The 21,956-nt window shown below is 69.5% G+C and carries 20 protein-coding genes and 1 pseudogene; 12 read left to right on the forward strand and 9 right to left on the reverse strand.

Features of this window, described 5'->3' with window-relative positions; all coding sequences use genetic code 11:
- Window positions 1–44: 44 nt before the first annotated feature.
- Entirely contained in the window at window positions 45–509 is a 465-nt protein-coding gene (locus QA802_RS00265; protein ID WP_334517196.1) for a MarR family winged helix-turn-helix transcriptional regulator, read from the reverse strand.
- 158 nt (window positions 510–667) lie between these two features.
- Between QA802_RS00265 and QA802_RS00270 the strand changes: the two genes are divergently transcribed.
- The 4 genes from QA802_RS00270 to QA802_RS00280 all read left to right on the forward strand — a co-directional run bounded on the left by QA802_RS00270 (window position 668) and on the right by QA802_RS00280 (window position 3,761).
- Complete coding sequence (locus QA802_RS00270) at window positions 668–1,612, forward strand: NmrA/HSCARG family protein (protein ID WP_334517198.1); 945 nt, start codon at window positions 668–670, stop codon at window positions 1,610–1,612.
- Window positions 1,613–1,830: 218 nt separating this feature from the next.
- Window positions 1,831–2,211, forward strand: coding sequence for a DoxX family protein (locus tag QA802_RS00275; RefSeq protein WP_334517199.1), 381 nt, complete (start codon window positions 1,831–1,833; stop codon window positions 2,209–2,211).
- 372 nt (window positions 2,212–2,583) lie between these two features.
- Window positions 2,584–2,856, forward strand: a complete 273-nt coding sequence (locus QA802_RS41415) for a hypothetical protein (protein WP_443042059.1) — start codon at window positions 2,584–2,586, stop codon at window positions 2,854–2,856.
- Window positions 2,853–3,761 (forward strand): pirin family protein, encoded by a 909-nt coding sequence (locus QA802_RS00280; RefSeq protein WP_334517200.1) that lies wholly within the window; start codon window positions 2,853–2,855, stop codon window positions 3,759–3,761. Before QA802_RS41415 ends, QA802_RS00280 begins: the two co-directional genes overlap by 4 nt.
- Before the next feature lie 401 nt (window positions 3,762–4,162).
- Here QA802_RS00280 and QA802_RS00285 read toward each other — a convergent pair whose 3' ends face one another.
- Window positions 4,163–5,047, reverse strand: coding sequence for a PucR family transcriptional regulator (locus QA802_RS00285; RefSeq protein WP_334517202.1), 885 nt, complete (start codon window positions 5,045–5,047; stop codon window positions 4,163–4,165).
- 604 nt (window positions 5,048–5,651) lie between these two features.
- Window positions 5,652–6,431: pseudogene (locus QA802_RS00290) on the reverse strand (ThuA domain-containing protein); the annotation flags it as partial.
- A gap of 929 nt (window positions 6,432–7,360) precedes the next feature.
- On the opposite strand from QA802_RS00290, the gene QA802_RS00295 reads away from it, so the two are divergent.
- From QA802_RS00295 to QA802_RS00305, 3 genes are read left to right on the forward strand one after another with little or no spacing between them, the layout of a single operon-like run.
- A complete protein-coding gene (locus tag QA802_RS00295; protein ID WP_334517203.1) occupies window positions 7,361–7,831 on the forward strand; it encodes an AMP-binding protein in 471 nt (156 codons plus the stop codon).
- Entirely contained in the window at window positions 7,804–8,439 is a 636-nt protein-coding gene (locus QA802_RS00300) for an AMP-binding protein (RefSeq protein WP_334517205.1), read from the forward strand. Before QA802_RS00295 ends, QA802_RS00300 begins: the two co-directional genes overlap by 28 nt.
- Before the next feature lie 2 nt (window positions 8,440–8,441).
- Window positions 8,442–8,900 (forward strand): hypothetical protein, encoded by a 459-nt coding sequence (locus QA802_RS00305; RefSeq protein WP_334517206.1) that lies wholly within the window; start codon window positions 8,442–8,444, stop codon window positions 8,898–8,900.
- A gap of 462 nt (window positions 8,901–9,362) precedes the next feature.
- Here QA802_RS00305 and QA802_RS00310 read toward each other — a convergent pair whose 3' ends face one another.
- Entirely contained in the window at window positions 9,363–10,901 is a 1,539-nt protein-coding gene (locus QA802_RS00310; RefSeq protein ID WP_334517207.1) for a carboxylesterase/lipase family protein, read from the reverse strand.
- A gap of 98 nt (window positions 10,902–10,999) precedes the next feature.
- Here QA802_RS00310 and QA802_RS00315 point away from each other — a divergent pair, with 98 nt between their 5' ends.
- On the forward strand, window positions 11,000–11,968 hold the full coding sequence (locus QA802_RS00315) for a helix-turn-helix transcriptional regulator (protein WP_334517209.1): 969 nt from the start codon (window positions 11,000–11,002) through the stop codon (window positions 11,966–11,968).
- Between the two features lie 792 nt (window positions 11,969–12,760).
- Here QA802_RS00315 and QA802_RS00320 read toward each other — a convergent pair.
- On the reverse strand, window positions 12,761–13,237 hold the full coding sequence (locus QA802_RS00320) for a MarR family winged helix-turn-helix transcriptional regulator (protein ID WP_334517211.1): 477 nt from the start codon (window positions 13,235–13,237) through the stop codon (window positions 12,761–12,763).
- A 156-nt stretch (window positions 13,238–13,393) separates the two neighbouring features.
- On the opposite strand from QA802_RS00320, the gene QA802_RS00325 reads away from it, so the two are divergent.
- Window positions 13,394–14,500 (forward strand): ABC transporter substrate-binding protein, encoded by a 1,107-nt coding sequence (locus tag QA802_RS00325; protein WP_334517213.1) that lies wholly within the window; start codon window positions 13,394–13,396, stop codon window positions 14,498–14,500.
- Window positions 14,501–15,169: 669 nt separating this feature from the next.
- On the opposite strand, the gene QA802_RS00335 is transcribed toward QA802_RS00325, so the two are convergent.
- Window positions 15,170–16,300 carry an amidohydrolase family protein gene (locus QA802_RS00335; RefSeq protein WP_334517215.1) on the reverse strand — a complete coding sequence of 377 codons (1,131 nt, stop codon included), beginning with the start codon at window positions 16,298–16,300 and terminating at the stop codon, window positions 15,170–15,172.
- Window positions 16,301–16,501: 201 nt separating this feature from the next.
- On the opposite strand from QA802_RS00335, the gene QA802_RS00340 reads away from it, so the two are divergent.
- Entirely contained in the window at window positions 16,502–16,978 is a 477-nt protein-coding gene (locus tag QA802_RS00340; RefSeq protein WP_334517217.1) for a MarR family winged helix-turn-helix transcriptional regulator, read from the forward strand.
- Window positions 16,979–17,896: 918 nt separating this feature from the next.
- Here QA802_RS00340 and QA802_RS00345 read toward each other — a convergent pair.
- Window positions 17,897–18,697 carry an SDR family NAD(P)-dependent oxidoreductase gene (locus QA802_RS00345; protein ID WP_334517219.1) on the reverse strand — a complete coding sequence of 267 codons (801 nt, stop codon included), beginning with the start codon at window positions 18,695–18,697 and terminating at the stop codon, window positions 17,897–17,899.
- A gap of 72 nt (window positions 18,698–18,769) precedes the next feature.
- Between QA802_RS00345 and QA802_RS00350 the strand changes: the two genes are divergently transcribed.
- Window positions 18,770–19,282, forward strand: coding sequence for a MarR family winged helix-turn-helix transcriptional regulator (locus tag QA802_RS00350; protein WP_334517220.1), 513 nt, complete (start codon window positions 18,770–18,772; stop codon window positions 19,280–19,282).
- Here the strand turns inward: QA802_RS00350 and QA802_RS00355 are convergent.
- Together QA802_RS00355 and QA802_RS00360 are read right to left on the reverse strand one after the other, a co-directional pair.
- Window positions 19,251–19,628: a hypothetical protein gene (locus tag QA802_RS00355; protein ID WP_334517222.1), complete on the reverse strand. Its 378-nt coding sequence runs from the start codon at window positions 19,626–19,628 to the stop codon at window positions 19,251–19,253. The genes QA802_RS00350 and QA802_RS00355 overlap by 32 nt on opposite strands.
- 509 nt (window positions 19,629–20,137) lie before the next feature.
- Window positions 20,138–20,761, reverse strand: a complete 624-nt coding sequence (locus tag QA802_RS00360) for a TetR/AcrR family transcriptional regulator (RefSeq protein WP_334517224.1) — start codon at window positions 20,759–20,761, stop codon at window positions 20,138–20,140.
- 214 nt (window positions 20,762–20,975) lie between these two features.
- Between QA802_RS00360 and QA802_RS00365 the strand changes: the two genes are divergently transcribed.
- Window positions 20,976–21,905, forward strand: coding sequence for an NADP-dependent oxidoreductase (locus QA802_RS00365; protein ID WP_334517225.1), 930 nt, complete (start codon window positions 20,976–20,978; stop codon window positions 21,903–21,905).
- The last annotated feature ends 51 nt before the right edge of the window (window positions 21,906–21,956 follow it).

The raw sequence follows: 21,956 nt of genomic DNA on the forward strand, positions 1-21,956 counted from the left end.
ACCCCCGTCCGCCGAGGTCACCGGCCGTGTTACCCGTGCGAGGGTCACGGTGACTCGTTGTCCAGCTGTTCGAGGATGCGGTTAGAGAGCCGCGCGAAGGTGGCGAGTTCGTCCGTGCCGAGGGCGTCGATGACCAGGCGGCGGACCGTGGCTACATGGTGGGGTGCGGCGGCCTCGATGGTTTTGCGGCCGGCCGGTGTGATGGCGACGAAGGCACCGCGTCCGTCCTCGGCGCAATCTTCCCGGGCCACCAGGCCGCGTTTGGTCATCCTGGCGATCTGGTGGGACAGGCGGCTCTGTTCCCACTCGATGGTGTTGGCGAGGTCCTGGAATCGTTGCCGGCCGTCGGGGGTGTCGGTGAGGGCAACGAGGATCTGGAAGTCGGCGCCGGACAGTTTGTGCGCCTTCAGGTCACGCTCCAGTGTGGCCGAGAGTTTCTGGTGCAGGCGGATGAAGGCGCGCCAGGCGTCCTGCTCGGCGGGGCTCAGCCATGCGGGTGTGTCGTTCATGTGCAGCGAGTTTACCTGGGTGCTTGACATGTCATACACCTCCGCCCTAACGTACATGACACATCATCTGACACGTCGTGCACCTTTGGGCGCCGAGTTGGATGACGTGACATGCAGTAGGGGTGTGTCGCCCCCGACCCAACAAGAAGGAGAAGGCCGTGGCGGAGAAGAAGGTCATCGCGGTGGTCGGCGCGACCGGTTCCCAGGGCGGCGGGCTGGCCAGGACGATCCTGGCCGACGCCGGTGGCGGGTTCGCGGTACGTGCGCTGACCCGCAACCCCGACGCGGACACCGCACGCGAGCTCGCGGCCCTGGGTGCCGAGGTGGTGAAGGCCGACCTCGGCGACCTGCGGAGCCTGACGCAGGCGTTCGACGGGGCGCACGGGGCGTTCCTTGTGACCAACTTCTGGGCGGACATGTCGCCCGAGAGGGAGAAGCAGGAGGCGGCAACCATGGCCCGGGCCGCCAAGGACGCGGGCGTGGCCCATGTGATCTGGTCGACGCTGGAGGACACCCGCGACTACATCCCGCTCGACGACGAGCGCATGCCGACGCTGATGGGCGGCTACAAGGTGCCGCACTTCGACGCCAAGGCCGAGGCCAACCAGTTCTTCACCGACGCCGGAGTGCCGACCACCTTCCTGCAGACCACCTTCTACTGGGAGAACCTGCTCGGCCCGATGGCGCCGCGACGGGGAGACGACGGCCGGCTCGTGCTGGCCATGCCGATGGCCGACAGCCTGCTCGCCGGCATCGCCGCCGAAGACATCGGCAAGACCGCCTACGGCATCTTCCGCCGCGGCGGCGACCTCATCGGCCGCACCGTGTCTATCGCGGGCGAGCACCTGACCGGCAAGCAGATGGCCGAGCAGCTCAGCGTGGCCCTGGGTGAAGACGTGGCGTACGTGCCGGTGCCCTTCGACGTGATGCGGGCGCAGCCGTTCCCCGCCGCGGCCGAGTCGGGCAACATGTTCCAGTTCTATGCGGAAGTGCCCCAGTTCAACGCGGTCCGCGACCTCGACGTCGTCCGCGACCTGAACCCGCAGCTGCAGACGTTCCAGGAGTGGCTGAACGCACACAAGCCCGCCTTCACCGACGCCTGACGGGCGACCCGGCGGACCTCGTTCCCCGCACCTAACCCTCCAGGGCCAGGCGTTCCCGCTGAACGCCGCTCTCGTCCCGTCGCGACGGCTGCGGCTGCGGCTCACCCGACCTCGTAGCTGATCACGGCTGTTGGAGCCGAGGTCGCACCACCGGAGCACATCGGGACGCATCACGAGAAACGTCGTGGCCCTGTCTGATACCCCCTGATTGGTAACTCATGAACATCGTTTTGTGGATTCTGGCCGGCCTGCTCGCCGCGATCTTCCTGGGCGCCGGCGGCGCGAAGCTGGCCCAGCCGAAGGACAAGCTCGTCGCCTCGCCGAACATGGCGTGGGCCGAGGACTTCTCTCCGGGCATGCTCAAGCTGATCGGCGCCCTGGAGGTGCTGGCCGCGATCGGGTTGATCCTGCCCGCCGCGCTGGACATCATCCCCGTCCTGGTTCCGGTGGCCGCCTTCGGCCTCGTGCTGGTGATGGCCGGGGCGGCGATAACCCATGCCAGACGCAAGGAGTCCAGCGCAATCGTGCCGAACCTCGTGCTGATCGTACTGGCCGGTGCGGTGGCATGGGGCCGTTTCGGCCCGTACTCCTTCGCCTGATCGCCACAGCGTGCGTACAGGAGTGCGCGCACTGCCCGCCATCACCCTCGAGGACGTCCTCGGCCTGCTCCGGCTGCCCACGCTCGCCCCTGTCAGGACCAGGATCCCCGCTGGCACCGGTGAGCCTGGGAACGCACTGGATCGCGGGTCGACCGAGGGTGTCGCACACCGTGCTGAACACGATGACGGCTTGTGCGGCTCCGCACCCGGCCGGAGGGGGCGCCGATGCCGCGGTGGCGCGCGGGCGAGCGGGGGCGTCGTGGAGCCGGCCGAATACCGAGAACCTCGTAGTCGGTCCGCGTCCAGGAACGTCAGCGAACTGGCTGAACGCGACATCGCCTACGGCCGCCTCGAGGGCATGGTTCCGCACAAGTGCCGATCACACTGGGCCGGGACTTCGCCGGGATCGTCGAGGCCGTCGGTGAAGGCATCAGCGAGGTGGAGGTCGGCTGCCGGCCGTCTTCGGGGCCGCGCCGGCGGCCCCGAAGACAGGTTATGGCCCAGGCCGCACCGACGTCGTGCACCGGCCGTGCCCCGAGATCCTTGGGCGCGCGGCGAGGTCGCCCCGCAAGTCGCCTGAACCCGGCCCATCCCCCCTTCGTCACTCCGTCTCCTTTCGAGCCGGGCACCAGGGAGCAACCATGACCGAACAGTTGACGGGTGACCGCACACTGACCCGCATCACCACCAAGCAGCAGCTGGGCCCCGACGCGCAGGTCGACGACAAGGCACTCGTCTTCGTGCCGACCGACCCGGCCCTGACCGACCCCTTCCTCGCCCTGGTCGAGGACTGGTTCTCCACCCCCGGCTTCGAGTGGCACCCCCACCGCGGCCTGGAGACCGTCACCACCGTCGTGGACGGCGTCCTGGAACACGGCGACAACCTCGGCCACGCCGGGGCGCTGCAGGCAGGTGAGGTGCAGTGGATGACCGCCGGGCGCGGCATCATCCACCGTGAGCTCGCCTACCGCGACGAGCACGCGCACGTGCTGCAGATGTGGCTCAATCTGCCCGCCGGGAAGAAGCTGACGCCGTCCCGCTACCAGGACCTGACCACGGCCGCCATGCCGCGCGTACGCGCGCCGGGTGTGACGATCGACGTCCACGCCGGCACCGTCGGCGGCGTCACCGGCGCAACCGACACTTATCACCCGGTGCAGGGCGTCGTCGCCACCCTTGACCCCGATGCCCTCTACGTCCTGCAAGTCCCCGCCGAACACCGGCTGTTCGCCCACGTCATGAACGGGCGCCTGCTGATCGGCGGCCGGGAACTGCACGGCGGGCAGACCGGCTGGTCCGACCCCGTCACGGGGAGGAGCGGGGACGACGGCGGTGCTCCGGCGGCCACCTCGCTGCACCTGGCGGCCGTCGACCCCGAACAGCCCGCCCGCGTCATGGTCTACAGCGGCACGCCCATCCACGAACCCGTCGCCATGGGCGGCCCGTTCGTCATGAACACCAAGCTGGAGATCACCAAGGCATTCGCCGACTTCCACGCCGGCGCCTTCGGCCCGGTGCCCCGCCAAACCCGCCTCGCCTACGACCGATGACCGGACATGTGCGATAGCGGGGGCGCAGCTCCGCCACTTCGCAAGTCGTCACCCACCGCCGTCTCCGGCTTGAGCGCGAGGAAGACATTGCGGCCGAAGAGCAGTGTGTCGCCGACGGCGGACGATGCTGCGCGGGACGCGGTTGTGCTCGGTGCGCAGCCGCTCGGTGCTCGTCAGCTCCAGCGAGGTGGAGCCGATCTCCTCGGTTCGGCGGGCGGCCGTCGCCAGGCGGCCGCCCGGTGTGCTCACCTCCGACCGAGCGGTGCTCCGGCATCGTTGCCGCAGCACGCTTTGCGACAATGTCGCTGTGCGCGCCGACACACCTCTGCCGTCCAGCAAACGGTCGATCGGGTTCTTCCTGACGGTACGGCGGCGGGCGGAGACCGAGGCGGCGGTCCGGTTCAGTCGAGCCGCACGTTCAGCCAGTGCATCGCGTCCAGCGCCAGACCCACGTTGGTGCCGTGCCGCTCGAGTGTCGTCGGGAGGAGCTGTTCGGCGCGGCGGACACGCTGCAGAACGGTCTTTCGATGCGTGTACAGCAGACGAGCCGTCTGTGAGGCGTTGTAGCGCTCCCGGATGAACACCCTCAGCGTCTGTCGCAGTTCGGCCGGGCCCGCGGCCAGGGGGCCGAGCGTGGTGTGGACGAATTCCCGAAGCCGGTCGCTCTCCGCGGCCAGAAGGAGCACGGCGGCGACGTCGTCGTAGAAGACGATCCGCTGCTCGCCGTGGTCGCGGACCAGACGCTGTGCTTCCAGTGCCCTGTGGTGGCTGCGTCTGAAGCCGTCCACCCCCTCGTCCCGCGGCCCGACGACGAGCCTCACATCGGGATGCTGTGCAGTGGCGGTTTCAAGGTCGTCCGGGGTCATGAGCGCCCGTGGCGTCACCCACAGCCAGAGCGACGACGTGCTGGCGTGGACGAGAAGCTGATGCGCCGACTGGGTGAGTCGGCCGACGATGCTCGCGGCCTGCACGAGACGTGCGCCGTCCGCGAGTCGCTGCGGTGCGGAGGCGCCCAGGTGGGAGGCCGACAGCGGGTATCCGAGGGCCTGCTCCAGGTTGTCCGTCGGCGCGGAGGAGCCGCCGAGTACGAGATTGACCAGTTCGAGTCGTCGAACCTGTGCGTCACCCGACAGAGCCGTGCGTTCCCTCTCGAGGAGTTCCAGCAGCGCGGCGGAGGTGTCCTCGACCCAGCGGGCGAGCGAACGGGAGACGTGGTCGAGAGCGGGCAGCAGGACCTCGGGATCGTCGTGCAGTGAGAAGGCCAGCCGCATCCAGAGGGACCACATCGCCTGCTCACCGGCGCGATATGCCGTGCGGAGAGTCTTCTCTTCTCCGTACCCCAGCGGAACCCTTCTCCGGCGATGCCGACGACCTGGCTGCTCAAGGTGGGTGCGCCCCTCAGCCGGGGGTGCTCGTACATCGACCGCGTCCAGTGGAGCGCGTTCTCCCGGGTCGCCTCGCCGAGCGCCTCGACAATGGACGGATCGGCAGCGAACGGGCCTCCCGCGGCGTCGACGACCGTCGCGTGCACCGGCATGAGAATGCCCGGATCGGCGAGTATCGCTCTCGAGACGCCTCGGATGAGCTCCTCGGAGTCACCTCCGACGTGGTGGCAGTCACCGGGCCTACTGTACTGGCGTGTGTCGCACCGCCCCGTTCGCTGTCGATCCTGCGTGCAGACCACCATTGACCTCGCGAACCACGCCCGGTTCCGGTAGACAGCCCCACACCATCTCGCCACCTTCGAGCAGCAGCCGGACAACACCGGGCAACGGACCCCACTGCAACCCGGCACTGCACCGTACGGCTCACGCAGCAATGCCCCGGACCAAGGAAGTCCGGGGCGCTGCTGCGGGGCTCTCGGGAGGCACTGCGCCTCAGCGTTCTCTAGCCGTTCTCCGGCCGACAGTCCGCCTCGACGGCGCCGGTGGCCCACTGGATTCCGCCCAACAGGTGCTGACGGACGGCGGGTTCGGCGAAGGACTCCTTGCTGTGGCCGACGCCGGTGTAGAAGGAGCGGCCGCCCTGGTAGTTCTGGCACCAGGCGATCGGATGGTCGCCGTTCATGTTGCCGCCCCAGTACGAGGACTCGTCGAGGGAGGCAAGGACGCGGACCCGTTCCCGGGGGTTCGAGCGGAAGTTGTACCACTCGTCGGTGCGGTTCCAGGTGGTGGGCAGGCTGGCGGTCGCCGGGTGGGCGCGGTCCTCGACGTGCACCGTGGCACGCATCGGCCACCACGGATGCGACTCGAAGTAGGCACCGACGAGCCCGCCGTAGAACGCCCAGTCGTACTCGGTGTCGGCGGCCGCGTGGATGCCGACGTAGCCTCCGCCACTGCGGATGTAGCCCTCGAAGGCCGTCTCCTGGGCGGCGTTCAGGACGTCACCGGTCGTCGACAGGAACACGACCGCGTCGTAGCGGCCGAGGTTGTCGGCCGTGAAGGCTCCGGCGTCCTCAGTCGCGTCGACCGTGAAGCCGTTCGTCTCGCCGAGCTGTTTCACCGCCGCGATGCCGCTGGAGATCGAGCCGTGGCGGAAGCCGGCCGACTTGGAGAACACCAGCACCCGTGTGCCGTCCTGCTTCGCCTGTGACACGGCCGGTCCCGAGACGCAGCCCAGGAGAACGGCCGCTCCGACGACTGATGTTGTCAGTCGGTTGATCGATCGCATGCTGTGTATGTCCCTCTCATCGGGTGGTGAATGTGAAGTCGTCCACGTCGTACAACGCGCCGGTGCCGCGCCCCTTCAAGATCCGGCTCATCGCCGTCACCGCTGGCCATGACGGCCGATCACCCGCCCGAAATCTGAAAACAGGCGCTCAGGTACGTACGGCGAGCTGGGTCGAGGCGGGCGGGTCAGGCCGGGGTCATTGGTCGGCCTGCGACAGGCCTTCCGCGACCTGGGTGGTGACGACGTCACGATCACGCCCGGGCCTCCTACCAGGCCACAACTGCCCTGCGAACACCGCACGTTCACTGCGGTGTTCTTGTGTAGCGCGAAGTGACCAAGAGCGCGCCGGGGTTGACGGGGGTTGGCGAAAAGCGGCCCTCCTGGCTTGATTGCGCAGGTCAGGGACGCGGCTGTCCCGGGCCGCGTCCATCGCCGCCCGCTGCCGGGCGAGTTGCGCGGCTGTCCCGTCTCATTGGATCTTGCGGATATGGGGCCGTTGACCTGCGGAGTGACAGGTTGGAGTGGGATTCGCGGCGGGGTTGGCGGGGCCTCGTGGAGGCCGTGTCACTGGCGCCGAGCGTGAGTCTCTTCGATCATGGCGAGGCCGATGTGTCCTGAGCTGGTCTGTGTCAGGACGGTGGACTGACTGCTTCCAGAGTTCTCACCGAAGGTGGCCGGTTCCGTGTCAGAACCTGCTGCTGAACCTGACAACTCAATTGCGGGTGCAGCCGATGCGTACGGGCCTGAGTTCGGGTGCTCAGTAGGGTCGGGAACTGGTGCGGTGGCTGAACACTCCGTTGCCAGTCCCCCGACCCTACTGAGCTCGCCGTTGCGACTTGGCGGACTCAGCGCCGGCGAACGATCACAGCCGATCGGTTGTGCAAGCCCGGGACTTTCAGTCCCGGGTCGTTGACAGGAGATCCGCGGCCGTGACGCGATGGAGGTGTGTCAGCACGTACCCGGCGATCCTGATGTTCACCTCCGGCACCACCGGCACGCCCAAGGGTGTCGTCCTCACCCATGGAAACCTCTGGTGGAACTCCGTGAATGTCGAGCTCCGTCTCGACACACGTCGTGGCGACGTCACCTATGCCGCCGCTCCGCTGTTCCACATCGGCGCCCTGAACAGCTTCGTGCTCCGCACGACGGTGCGTGGGGGCACGGTGGTGATCAGACGCGGGTTCGACCCGCAGACGTGTCTCGAAGACCTGGTCACCCACCGGGTCAACTCCATGTTCGGCGTCGCCCAGATGTTCGCCGCCCTCGCGAGACAACCCGGCCTGTTCGACGAGGACCTGAGCCACCTGCGGTCGATCGTGGTCGCGGGCGCGCCGGTGCCGCCTCACTCATCGAGCTCTACGCCAAGCACGGCGTGTTGCTCCAGCAGGCCTGGGGCCTGACGGAGACGGCACCCTTCGCCACGCATCTGCCCATCGAGCGCACCCTGGACAAGATCGGTTCCGCGGGCATCCCCATCCCGTTCACCGAAGTCCGGGTTGTCGACGCGGCCACCAACACGCCCCTCCGGCCCGGGGAGCCGGGAGAGATCGTCGTCCGCGGCCCCAACGTCACCGCCGGCTACTGGAACACCCTGGAGGCGAACCGGGCGGCCTTCGACGAGGAGGGCTGGTTCCACTCGGGCGACATCGGTTACCTCGACGAGGAGGGTTACCTGTACATCGTCGACCGGCTCAAGCAGATGATCATCAGCGGGGGTGAGAACGTCTACCCGGCGGAGGTCGAACGCGTGCTGGCCTCCATGCCGGGTGTGGTCGATGTCGCCGTCGTGGGGATTCCCGACGCACAGTGGGGCGAGACCGTACAGGCCGTCATGAGCGTGGACGACACGGCGGCGATCACCCTGGAGGCCGTACACGAGTACGCGGCCGGACAGCTCGCCCGCTACAAGCTGCCCCGACGCCTGAAGATCGTGCCGGCTGTGCCCAGGAACGCCTCCGGAAAGCCGGACAAGGCCGGCGTCCGGCGACTGGCCGACGAGGGGAACTGACGATGCTCACCGTGCCGGCCCTGCCCGCGCTCGACGTCCCCGGCCCCTGGCGGACCACCGTGGAGTCGTGGACGCGCTTCACGGGCAGTCTGCGCCTGCGCGGGCCGAGCGGCGAGGCCGTCGTCGCAGTGGAACGCTGCGCGGCCGGCCGGCTCCGCGACGCCTATCCGGTCGGTGCCCGGGACGTGGAACTGCTGATCCACACCGGCCTGCGGGCCGAGAACCTGCCGGAAATCCTCCGGCCGCTGGTACGTGCCGTCCGGGCAGCGGATCCCGGCTGCCGCCGGGTGGTCTATGCCGTCACGGAGGGCGACCGGGCCGGTGTCAGGGCCGCAGAGGCGACCGGCTTCCGGTACGCGGTCGACGTCGATCTCCAGGACGAGCAGCTGAGCCTGCTGGTGGCCGAACCCGACTGGGTCACCATCACGGACATGGACCTGGATCACGTACCGGGAACCTGACGAGCCGGGACTCGGCCGTGCCCTGTCATCCCCCCGCTCCCCCGCCCGGGCGACCGTTTCGACCAGCTGCGGCTCACCGAGCTTCTTGCACAGCTCCACACGTGACCCGGACGGTGATGGTGAAGGGGTCGATGTCCTCGTCCCGTTCCTTCTCCGGCAGCTGTTCGGCCGAAAACCACCTGCGGCAAGGAGCAGCTCAATGAGGACGGCCGGCCTGCCTGACGGTGAGTGCGTCAGTGGCCTCGGTGTCGGGCGCGTCCGTCCTCGTGGCGAGCGCACCGGCACCGACGCCGGCAGGACCTCGTGCAGCCGCTGCCACCGGCCGACCTCGTTCCAGTCCCGCCGGCCGACGCCAGCACGTCATGCCCGACCGCCAGCTGAGGTCCGCCCCCAGACCACCCAGCATCAGGATTCCCGCGGCGCTTCCGTGAAGGCGGCCGGTCGCATGGGATCCCCAGTGCGTCAGGTTGGCGGGGTGGGCCAGAGGGCGGTGACGTCGTCGGCCGGAGGTTCGGTGATCATGCGGTCGGCGTCGGCCGGGGAGCCGCCGATGGCCCGGGAGTTGCCCGCGGTTTCCGGGGCGTACGCCGGCCAGCCCGGGGAGCCGGTGGCGGCGAAGGCGGCCCAGGCGCCGACGAGGGTGTCGCGGGCGGTGCGGTGTTCGGGCGTGTCGGCGCCGACGAGGGACAGTTTGTCGAAGACGTGGAGCAGGTCGGCGCCGTGGAAGGCGCCCATGGCCGGTCCGCACGGTTCGTCGACCAGAAGGTAGTGGTAGGCACGGCCTCCCGCCTCTGCCTGGGCCCGGGCCAGACGCGTGGCCGGGATCCGGTAGAGGGCGTCGGTGAGGAAGGCACCGCGCAGGGCTGACAGGTCGTCGGGGTCAGCGATGCGGATCCGGTAGGCGTTGAGGAGCTTCTCCGGGTCTGTGACACCGGCCCGCCGCATCTCGGTGTACAGGGCTGTTTCGTCCTCGGGGCGAAAGGAGTCACCGCCGATCATCTGGAAGACGCGGACTTCGTCGCGGGTGGCGCCGACGAGCAGGGGGATGCCGGCGGTGGCGCCAGCGGCGACGGCTTGCTGCGGGGCGAGGGGCAGCACGCTGCCGTCGAGTACGGCACCCCAGGACCGGCCGCCGGGCAGGTTGCGCTGTCCGATGTCGCCGGTGACGACGGTGCTCTGCGCGTCCAGGATCCGCCGGCAGGTGACGGTGAGCAGGTCCTCGGGGCCGTCGAGGTGGAGTGCGGTGATCAGGTCCTCGGCCATGGTGGTGGCGGTGTCCCGGTCGAAGAGTCGGGACGTGCTGCCGCTCTGCAGGATCGCCTTGTGGACGAGGCCGGCGGCCGCGGGTGCGGCCAGCAGGGCTCCGATGGAGAAGGCACCGGCGGACTGCCCCGCCACGGTGATGTTGCCGGGGTCACCGCCGAAGGAGGCGATGTTGTCCCGCACCCAGCGCAGAGCGGCCATCTTGTCCTGCAGGGCGAGATTGGTGGACCCGGCCCACTGGCTGCCGAGGTCGGCCAGGTGCAGGAAGCCGAGGGCTCCCAGTCGGTAGTTGGCGGTGACGACGACCGCGCCGGTCTGCCGGGCGAGCGCGGCCCCGTCGCTGTAGGGGGGTGCGGCGGAGCCGGCGTCGTATCCGCCGCCGTAGATCCACACGATGACGGGGCGGACAGCGTCCTCGGCCGTCGTCGTGGGGGTCCAGACGTTGAGATACAGGCAGTCCTCGGACGTCTCCCGGATCTCCGCCGTGGGGAAGGTGGGGAAGGACGACTTCTGGCTCGCCCCCGGCACCAGGGAAGACGCGCCCTGCGCGGGCGCCGGTGCGAAGCGGTCGGCCCGGCGGACACCCTGCCACGGCCGGGGCGGCTGGGGCGGGCGGAACCGCAGCTCGCCCACCGGGGGTTCCGCGAAGGGGATACCGGCGAAGAGACGACCCCCGCCGGGACGTGCGCATCCGCGAACGGTTCCCGCGGCGGTATCAGCCAAAAGTGTGTCGGTCATGGGCGTGAGCCGCCTTCCCAAGGATGCGAGGTCAGGTGGGCGGAGGTGAGCATTCCACCCCTACGTGACATCGCCCGTCAGGATTTACGCTCGTTTTCGTGAAAGCCGACCGACTGCTGTCCATCCTGCTGCTCCTCCAGACCCGCGAGCGGATCTCCCACGTCGAGCTCGCCGAACGCCTGGAGGTCTCGGTCCGCACCGTCTACAGGGACGTCGAAGCACTGTCCGCCGCCGGTGTCCCGGTGTGGACGGAGCGCGGACGCAGCGGCGGCGTGCGGCTGCTGCCCGGCTACCGCACCGACGTCACCGGGCTGACCAACGACGAAGCACGCGCCCTGTTCGTCCTCGCCACCGAGGGCACGCACGACGCGCTCGGCCTGGGCGAGGCGATCCGCTCCGCGCTGCGCAAGGTCATGGCCGCGCTGCCCGCACCGCACCGCGGCGAGGCCGAGCGCACGAGCGAGCGCATCCTCGTCGACCCCGTCCGCTGGATGCACGGCATCGAAACGGCCACCGACGCCCATCTCGCAGAGCTGCAGCGCGCCGCCTTCACCGACCGCCGGCTCCAGCTGACCTATCGCAGCGGCGACGCCCGCGAACCGCGCGGTTATACCGTGGACCCGTACGGGCTGGTCAGCAAGGCAGGCGTCTGGTACCTGGTCGCCGACCGGGACGGTGAGCCCCGGCTGTTCCGCGCCGACCGCGTCCTTGCCGCCGCGGTCACCGACGAACCCGTCCACCGTCGTCCGGGCCAGAACCTCGCCACCGTCTGGGCCCTGCTGCGCGAACGCTTCGAGAGCCTGCCGGACGGCCTCCGCGTCCACTGCCGGGTACACCGCGAGCAACTGGAGCTCTTCCAGCGCCTGTTCGCCTCCCAGCTGGTCGCGCCGCCCCACCCCACGGACGGCGGTTGGGCACGCGCCGAACTTGCCTTCCGCGAACTTCCCGACGTACGCGGCCTACTGTCCCTGGGCGCCACCGTCGAGGTCCTCGATCCGCCCGAGGCCCGCGCCGAACTCGCCGCCGTGGTCGCCGAGCTCGCCACCCTCTACAGTGCACCCGCCTGACGCCGCCGACCGACCCGCACAAAACGGCACGTCGGCATCGAGACCACCACCGCATGCGTCGCGCTGCGCCAACCGGTCCCGCCGCCCCTGCACCGGTGCGGCCGTCCTGTCCACGGCAATCAGCGCCGGCCCGGCCCCTCCCCGCCTGCGGCCGGACCGGCCGCAGGCCTGGGACCAGGCCGGTAGACGACCGTAATCCGACGGCGGACAACCTCGTTCTCCTCCGGCTCGTCGACCAGAGGGGCGGCGTAGTCCTCGGCGCTGATGAGGCTGCGGCCGGTCGCGTCTCCCGAATCGGGCAGAGACGTGCCAGTCGAGTGCGCCCCGCGTCCGCCCAGGAGTTCGTCCCCTGGAGCCTGCGTGGCTCCACGACCGCTAACCAGAGCGCGCCCACCACACCGTCGAGCCCCGAGTCGGTTTCAGGCCGTCGGCGCCACCAGCGACGACCAGACATCGCATGCCGCCCGTGCGCGACCCCTCGACGAGGAGCGGTAGAACGCCGCGAACGGGGCGGTCGGGTCGGGGCCGTCCCGGGGCGGGAAGACGGCAGACACCGTGTCATGCTCGACGGCAACCTCGGCCACCGCGCCGGGCACAGACATGGCGAGGGCCGGCGGGGCCGGGACCGGATGCTCGGGCAGGGCGCGACGGTCGCCGAGGCGGTTGGCGGCGGTCCCTCGTGGCCGCGGCTCGGCCGTCCGTCGCGACGTGGGAGCCGCCTCATGCCGATGGCGCCGGTCAAGAGGGCCTTCCCAGCGGCGAGCTGGAGGGCTGCAGGGAAAGGCTCGCCGGTTACGACCGTGCGGGCCCCTGCACCGGGCCGCGTGCGGAGTGGGCCAACAGCTTGGTCACCAGCTCGCGCAGGACCAGCCGCTCGACCGGGGTGAGCGGCTCCACGAGGTCGGCGGTGACCTGCGGGCCATGCGCGGCGAGGGCGCGTTCCAGCAGTTCACGCCCTTTCGGGGTGGCTTCCAGGAGCGCGGCCCGGCGGTCATCGGGGTGGGGGTGGCGAGCGAGCAGCCCGGCCCCCTCCATGCGGGCGATCAGCCGGGTCAGCCCGCCCGAGGTGAACGACAGGTCATCGGCCAGGCGCGCGCTGGTGGTCCGGTTCTCCGGGTGGCGGGCCAGACGCAGGAGCACCTCGAACTCGGAACCGCCCAGCCCAGTGGCCTCGCGGATGGTGCGCTCGGCCTGTCCGCCGATCGCGTCCGTCAGTCGCAGGATGTCGCCGTACAGGACGACGGCCTCATCGTTCAGCAGCTCACCCATAAAGCTGACGATACAGCAATCCAGCAGACGTGCTGGGCACCAAGTCACCGCGCCACCGGGAGACATGACTAACTTGAAAATTGAAATAAAGCTGCGCAGGAAGGTATCTTCCTCACCGTCCATCGCACTGCAGCACCACACGGAAGGGGAACGTCCATGTCGGTCGGACGACGTCAGGTACTCGCCGCAGGTTCACTCACGGCCGCCGGGGTCGCATTGGGCGCCGGAACGGGATACGCCGCGAAGCCCGGTGAGGAGGCCAAGAGCCTGAAACAGCTGTACCGCGAGGCGAAGGCGGAGGGCGGCACCCTCACCGTCTACGCCGGCGGCGACACCGCCACCCAGCAGGACGGCAACAAGGCCGCCTTCGAGAAGGCGTTCCCCGGCATCACGCTGAACATCGTCGTGGATTACAGCAAGTTCCACGACGCCCGCGTCGACAACCAGCTCGCCACCGGCTCCCTCGTCCCGGATGTCGTACAACTGCAGACCCTGCAGGACTTCCCCCGCTGGAAGCACGAAGGCGCCCTGCTCCCCTACAAGCCGGCCGGCTCCTCCCGCGTCCACCCGGCGTTCAAGGACCCCGACGGCGCGTGGACCGGCATCTTCGTCGACGCCTTCTCCACCATCTACAACGTCGACAAGGCCGGCGGCACGACACCCGCCTCGGCCCGGGACCTCCTCGACCCACGCTGGAAGGGGAAGATCGTCTCGACCTATCCGAACGACGACGACGCGGTGCTGTACCTGTACAGCCTCGTCGTCGACAAGTACGGCTGGGAGTGGCTGCGGCGGTTCGTCGCCCAGGACGTGGCCTGGGTGCGAGGTACGCAGGAACCCGCGGACCGGGTCGAGGCGGGCAGCGCGGCCGTCGCACTGGGCACGGACGGCATGCTGACCCCGGCAGCGGGCGTGAAAACCCGCTTCGTCGTCCCGAAACACGACCCGTTCATGGCATGGGCCCAGCGCGCCGCCATCTTCAGGCACGCGAAGCACCCCGCCGCCGCGAAGCTGTACCTGAACTGGTGGCTGTCGAAACAAACGCAGTCCGACTTCTACATGTGGTCGGTGCGCACCGACGTCCAGCCCCATGCGGGCTACCGCCCCATCTGGGAGTACCGCAACGCCCACCTCGACGGTTTCGAGGACTTCATGGCCGATCGGGCTCTCGTCGAGCAGTTCAGGCAACAGCTCACGCTCTACGTCGGCGAGGTGACCGGGGCGCCCTCCCCGGGATGGCTCGGCCTGCACCCCGGGCGCTGACCGGGACGGCGGCCCCGCGCCACGAAGCTCCGGCCGGGGTCTGCTTCCGCGGGGGTCGGCGGCTCGTCAGCACCAAGAAGGACTCCCGGCGCCTTACTTGACTCTTGTCGGGGATCTCAGTGGGCGTCATCGCCCCGGTGCTTCATCCCGTAATCGGTGTTTGATCCAGAGGTATCGGGTCGCGCCAGGAGATGGTGGCTTCGCCGGTGAGGCGGCGGGCCATCAGGTCGGGCACGGCCGCCGGCGGCCAAGTGAATCATGGCTTCGGAGCGGGCCAGCAGGGTCTCGCAGTCGCGGGCGAGGCAGTGGTGCAGCGTGAGCCAGCCGTGGCTCCGCGGCGGGGCTGGGTGGGCTGCCGGCACAAAGAGCTGGTCACATGGCTCTTGGCGGACACCTGCGAGATCTGCGGGAGGCTGGTGATGTCACGGTGCATCACATCCGCACCCTTGCTGCTCTCGCTCCTGACGGACGGCCGCCGTCTGGCTGGGCGCACATCGTGCTCGATCGGCGCCGCGAGACGGTCGTGGCCTGCGACGCCCGCCACGATCACATCCACGAGGCACAAGCGGCCAGATCAATCACACACCGTGAGTGCTCGCATGGTTGGGCCGGCGGTGCACACGTGTGCGCCGTCGGCCCAACCACACTCCTCACCTGCTGCGGTCCTGATCAGAGGTTCAGCAGGTGTGCCGCGTTGCGGTGCGCGATGCGTTTGAGGTCGGCGCGGGAGAACGGCGCCGTGCGGAGGAACTCGACTGCCTCGGCCGTTGATTCGTAGGGGTAGTCGACGGCGAACAGCAGCCGGTCGGCGCCGATGGCCTGGACGGCTCCGAGGAGGGCCGCGTGGGAGAAGACGCCGCTGGTGGTCGCGTAGAGGTTGTTCCGCAGGTAGTGGGAGGGCAGGTGTCGCGGCCTGCCCTTGGGGTCGGCCTGGTGGTAGCGGCTGTCGAGCCGGGCCAGCTGGAAGGGCAGCAGTTCTCCCATGTGCCCCAGCGTCACCGAGGCCCCGGGGAACTCGTCGAACACTCCGCCGTAGATCAGGCGTAGAGCGTGGGCGCCGACCTGCGCCGTCCATCCCCAGGACGGCCCGCTCAGCACGGGATGCCCCTGGAACACGCGCCACTGATCGGCGGGGAAGAGCGCGGGATGGACGTAGAGCGTCACGCCGAGCCGTTCAAGCTCGGCCCACACCGGCCGGAACTGCGGCTCGTCGAGGTAGTGGCCCAGAACGTGGTCGTTGTGCAGGACCCCCTTGAGCCCGAGTTGCTCCACCGCCCGGCGCAGTTCGACCACGGCGGCCTTCGGGTCCTGAAACGGCAGGGTGGCGAAGCCGGCGAACCGTGTCGGGTGAGCGGCGACCACGTCCGCCAGGCGGTCGTTGACCCGGCGGGCCGTGGCCACGGCCTCGGCCGGGTCCTCGATGGCCTCCACGCCGGGTGAGGTGAGCGACAGGATTTGCATGTCCACGCCATGCTCGTCCATGTCCGCCAGCCGCAACTCCGTGAAGTCGGCGAGTCGGCGCCCCCACTCCTGCCCCCAGCCGGGGGGCATCCGGGCTTCGCCCGGCCACGGGATCAGCTCGGGAACGGAGAACGCCTCTTCGACCGCGATCACCTTCATGCCGCGCCCCGGGTCGCCGGCGGAGGTCCCGGCCGACGTGGAGGGGGCGGCCTGCGCGGGGGCGGGCGAGGCCGCGAGGGCTGCCGCGCCGGTGGTGGTGCCGGCCGCGGCGGCCGGCAGGCGCCGCCGCGAGGTGCCCGCGGCGAGGGGGGATTCAGACGATCCTGGCGTCATCGTCATGCCTTTCCATCGGTTTACAGGAAGCAGGCGCATGGGTCGACAGGTGGGGTTCGATTCGAACTCCACCATTAGGCAACCTATTCATAGGCTACCTAATAAAGAAGAATCTCGGAAGCTCCGGCGATGTTGGACACCAGACCTGACCGGCCTACGATCGACAGACCGCGCCGAACCGACCGCCCACCGCGAAAGCAGAACCACATGCCCTCCTCCCCGCCTGAATCCGAGCCGCTCATCCGGCTGCTGTGGCGCGCACACAACTGGTTCCGAGCCGCCCTGACCACTGCGTTCGAGGCCCAGGAAGACGGGTCCGCCATCAGCGCGGCACACGTGACCCTGCTCAGTCAGCTCCCGCCAGAAGGGGCGAGCATCGCCGAGCTGGCCCGGCGTCTGGGCGTCAGCGCCCCGACAGCGCACCAGTGGGTCCACGAACTTGTCGCCCTGGGCGTGGTGACCGTGGAGAGCGATCCGCACTCCGCCCGGTCGAAGCTCGTACTCCTCACGGAGACCGGAGTCCGGCGCCGCGCGGAGACGATGCAGATACTGGCCGGGCTCGAAGCCGCACTCGCCGAGCGCGTCGGTGCGGATACCGTCATCGCGCTTCGGGCCGCACTGGAGAAGCCATTTGGAGCTCCGGAATCGGCGGTAGTGGAACTCCCCGGCCCTTCCGCCTCTTGACACTGTCGGTTCCCGGGCACAGTGGCCGGCCCCTCCCCGGGCAACAGGCTGCAAGGCCACCACACGCGGACCGCGCGACCCGTCCGGTGGGAATTCGCAGGACGGTCAGACACTGGAACGTCTACGGAATCCCTGCCGCCCCGGCCGCCGTCCGCGCCGCCGCCGGCTGACCAACCTCTACGCCGACAAGGGATATTACGACCACCCGCATTCGTTCGCCTCGCAAGCGCGGCGTCACCCGCAAGGGCATGGGGCCATCGACTGGGGCCGCCACCGCTGAACGATCGAACACACCGCCTCCTGACTGACCTGATGCCGCCGCGTCTGCGCCCTCGTCCGGTTCCGCCGTCTCACCGGCTGACCTTGTCGGTCGACCTGCTCGCCGTCGGCGCACAGGTCGGCGGTGATCCTGGGGACGCCGTAGGTGCTATCCGAGTCGTCATGGTCGACGTCGGGGTGACGCCAGCCGTCACCCACGCCGCCCGGCGTCCTCGATGCCACCGGCCGCCGCGCTCGCGACCTGCCCATCACCCCGGAACGCGCCTCTGCTCCCGGGCTCCCGGCCATTCCGCCCGCCGCCGCGCACATTCCCCCATGCCGGACCGGCATCTGCGAAGCCCAGCCACCGCAGGAGGCGCTCACCACTCCCGGCTTCGCTCGGCCGGGGACCCTCGTGCTGCGGTCTCAGGATTACCCACGGACGTCCGGTATGAGGACGACACGCCGCCTTGCGATCGCCCGCACCAGGTGCTGCGGGCCCGCCCGACGGGCGGGCCCCGAGATCGTCACAACAGGCGGATGAGCGTGCCGCAAGGGTCTCCGGGGGCACTCCGCTGTCGGGCCTTGGCGGCGTCGGCGATCAGGGAGGATCACGCAGGTCACAGCGACGCTGCTGGACTCCTCCTGCGGGCCCGGTCCTCAGCGTGTGGGCTGGGGGTGCGGGTGGCTGTAGCGAGCGGCGGGAGTGGGTCGGTTGCCGCCCGCGAGCAGGGCGGCCTCGCCGGCCAGGAAGGCGTCGAGCGCGGCGGTCTGGTCCTCCAGGCCCGGTACGCAGATCGTCTCCCCCAGGCGCAGTCCGGCGAGGCTGGCTCCGGCCACGCCCTCCGCGGTCATGGCGGAGGGGATGTTTCCGTATCCGCCGGCGAACTCCGTCGCCACGACGCCCGGGCAGACCACCTGGGTGCGGATGGGCGTGTCGGCGAGTTCATGGGCGAGGGTGCGGGTGAAGGCGACGGTGGCGGCCTTGGCGGCGTTGTAGATGGTGCGGGGCGGCATGTGCGGGTTGCTCTGCCCGGCGCTGAAGGCCAGCAGGGAGGCGACCGTGACGATGGTCCCCTCCCCCGCGGTCAGCATGCCGGGCAGGGCGGCGCGCGCGAGCTGGATGGACGCCACGCCGTTGAGGGTGAGTAGGCGGTCGATCTCCTCCGGGGCCACATCGGCGAGCGGTGCGTAGCCGCCGTCTCCCGCGTTGCTGATCAGCAGCCGGACATCACCGGCCGCCAGGCGCTTGGTCACCGAGGTGAGGCCGTCGTGGTTCCCGAGGTCCGCGGGAAGGACCTCCACGGCGGCGCCGGCCGCGCGGAGTTCGTCCGCGAGCACGGAAAGGCGGTCGGCCCTTCGGGCCACCAGGACGAAGTCGCAGTCGGCCGCGAGGAGGCGGGCGTAGGCGGCGCCGATACCGGAGGAGGCTCCGGTGATGAGAGCAAGAGTACGAGACATGAGGACAGCTTTATTCAAACGTCTGCATCATGTCAAACGTTTGATGGTTGGCCAGTGTCGTATTCTCCCCGCATGACGCTGCATGACGAGGGCCCCGTCGGCGCCGACGCCCTGGACCGAGTGACCTGGGCACTGCGGCGGGCGGAATTGGCCGTGACAGCCCTCAAGGAGCAACGGCTGCGCTTGCTGGGCATGGCGGCGGCACACTATTCCCTGCTCATCGCCGTCCACGTCGATCCCGGCCTGGCCGGAGCGGAACTGGCCCGCCGCCTGAACGTCACCCCGCAGGCGGTGGCCTCCCTGGTGACCCGACTGGAGGGCCGGGGTCAACTGGAACGCCGGCCGCACCCGCGCCACCGTCACGTGCAGGAGCTCCACCTCACCGACGCCGGCCGCGACGCCCTTCGCAAGGCCGACTCCGTGATCGCGGAGATCGAACAGCAGATCACCGAGAAGCTCGACACCAAGAGCTCCAGCCAACTGAAGGCTCTTCTCGACCAGGTGACCGACGCGATACAACAGGTGCAACCGGCAGACCCCCTCAACAGACCCGTCACCTTGCGCAAAGACGGCACACCGGGGTGACCGCGCGAGCAGCCAGCACGTCCCAGCCGTCATCAAGGGCCTCCAGCGCAGCGGCCGCCGACACTCGAACGGAACGGGGCAGGCCGTCGTAGGCGGAGAGCCGGTACGCGACGCTGAGACGGGCCTCTTGTTCCTCGTCGCTCACCCCATCAGTGGTGAGTGGGAAAACCGCAGCCTCGTACATCGCGATGCTCAACAGGACCCCGTCGGCGATACCTTCCGCATAGCCGTCGCCCCTGGCCGCCCGGACGGAAGCCACCGCGGGCCGAGAGCGAACAAGCATGCCGAATCCCGCGCCCAGGCCGGCGGCACCCGCGCCCGGCACGGCACCCGCCCAGTCGGCCACGAGTAGCCCAAGCAGGCTCCGCTACCCGCCACGCACACCAGCACCGCGACGGTCATCATGTACACGCGGGTCCCGAGCGGGGTCGTCATGGCCAGCAGTATGCCCACGCCCTCGGGTGTTGCGGCCGGGGCCCTCGTGTCGTCTGCGAGCGGAGTTGCGCATCACCCGCCGGGCGATGCGCAGCCACTCGGGTGGCGGACATGGCGGGTGGAAGGGACGGCAGGTGACATGGACACTACCGGAGCGGATGCTGACCACCCCCGTGTCCGTGCCCGATCTGCGGCCTGACTCAGCTGCGGAGCCGAAGTCATGGACAGCGTTTGCGGCTGTCCCGACTGCCGGACTGCCGGACTGCCGGACTGCCGGACAGGATGTTCTTGCCGAGTTGCGCGGCGCGGATCGCGGCTACGTACCGGCTCGAGCCGGCACCGGGACGATGACGTCGTAGTGCGCGCTCATGATGTGCCCCCTTTCCAGGGGGTTCGATGGTTGGCTCGTGGAGCGAGTGGTCATGCGGCGCGATGGTGGGGTGCCAGGGTGGCGTGGACCTGGTCGCGGATGTCGGCGAGGACGGCTTCGTCGCTGCGGTGCAGGTACAGGGTGGCGGTGGTGCTGATGTGGATGATCGCGGTGATCACTCGCGCCAGCGTCGCCGCGTCGGCGGCGCCGATGTGTTCGTCGCGGGTGAGCAGGCTGGTGATGCCGTCCTCGAGGCAGCCGGCAAGGGCCAGACCCGCTTGCCGGTAGGGCTCGGCCGGGTCGCCGAAGACGAGTTCGTGCAGGTATGTGCGGCCGTTCTCCGTGTGCTCCCTCAGGCACTCCACCACGGGACGAAGGAGAGCGATGACCGGCTCCAGCACGCCCTGTCCGACGGCGGCGTTGGCGGCGGCGAGGCCGGCGTCGATGGCGGCGGCGAACTTCTCGTTCTGCACCATGATCAGCAACTCGGCCTTCGTGGACGCGTACAGGTAGAGGGTGCCGATCGCGACGTCGGCCCGGTGGGCGATCTGCTGCGTCGTGACCCCGCTGACGCCGTGTTCGGCGAACAGCTCGCGGGCTGCGGTCATGATGCGTTCGCGCTTGACCTGTTTGGCCCGCTCGCGGCGCCCGATCGGCATGTGGCCGCGTCCCATGGGACCCTCCCTTGACAATAATTCTGAGTAGACTCATAGTTGAGTGTACTCAAATTGATGCAGTGAGGCGAGACCCCGGAAGTCGCGCTGAATTGGCTGATCTGGCCTCAAACCCGGATAAACAGTATGAAGGCAAGGAGAGACGTCCCATGCGAGCGTTCGTCGTCACCAAGTACAAGGAGCCGCTGCAGGAGGCGGACGCCCCGAGCCCACCATGGGGGAGCACGACGTGCTGGTGCGGGTGGAGGCCGCAGGGCTGAACCCGCTGGATGAGAAGATCCGCGCCGGTGAGTTCAAGCAGATCCTGCCCTACAAGCTGCCGCTGATCCTGGGGAACGACGTAGCGGGCACCGTCATCGGTGTCGGGACGGCGGTTCGCGGCTTCAAGCCCGGAGACGAGGTCTACGCCCGGCCCGGCCAGGACCGCATCGGCACGTTCGCCGAGCGCATCGCCGTCGCGGAGGGCGACCTGGCGCTCAAGCCGGCCTCGATCAGCATGGAAGAGGCCGGCTCGCTGCCGCTGGCGGCGCTCACGGCGTGGCAGGCGCTGGTGGAGCGCGGGAAGGTGCGGCCCGGGCAGAAGGTTCTGATCCACGCCGGTGCCGGCGGGGTCGGTTCGATCGCGATCCAGCTCGCCGCGCACCTCGGTGCGCACGTCGCCACGACCGCCAGCGGTTCCAACGCGGACTTCGTGCGCGCGCTGGGCGCGGACACGGTGATCGATTACCGCAGCCAGGACTTCGAGCAGCTTCTGACCGGCTACGACCTGGTGCTGGACAGCCTCGGTGGGGAGAATCTCGAGAAGTCCCTGCGGGTGCTCAAGCCCGGCGGCAAGGCCATCGGGATCGCTGGTCCCCCGGACCCCGCGTTCGCCCGCGAGGCCGGCCTGAACCCGCTGCTGCGCCTGGCGGTCGCAGCCTTGAGCGGCAAGATCCGCAGGCAGGCGAAGAAGCTCGGCGTGACGTACGAGTTCCTGTTCATGCGCGCCAGCGGCGACCAGCTCCGCCAGATCACCACCCTCATCGACCAGGGCGTGGTGCGTCCGGTCGTGGGAAAGGTGGTCGGCTTCGACCAGACCCCGCAGGCGCTGCAGTCCCTGTCCCAGGGCGGCATCCGCGGCAAGGCCGTCATCGGCCACAGCTGACCCGCCGCAACCGCGACGGGCGACACGAAACACCACAGCGACACAGAACAC

Source organism: Streptomyces sp. B21-105, from assembly GCF_036898465.1.
In the GTDB taxonomy this organism is placed as follows: domain Bacteria; phylum Actinomycetota; class Actinomycetes; order Streptomycetales; family Streptomycetaceae; genus Streptomyces.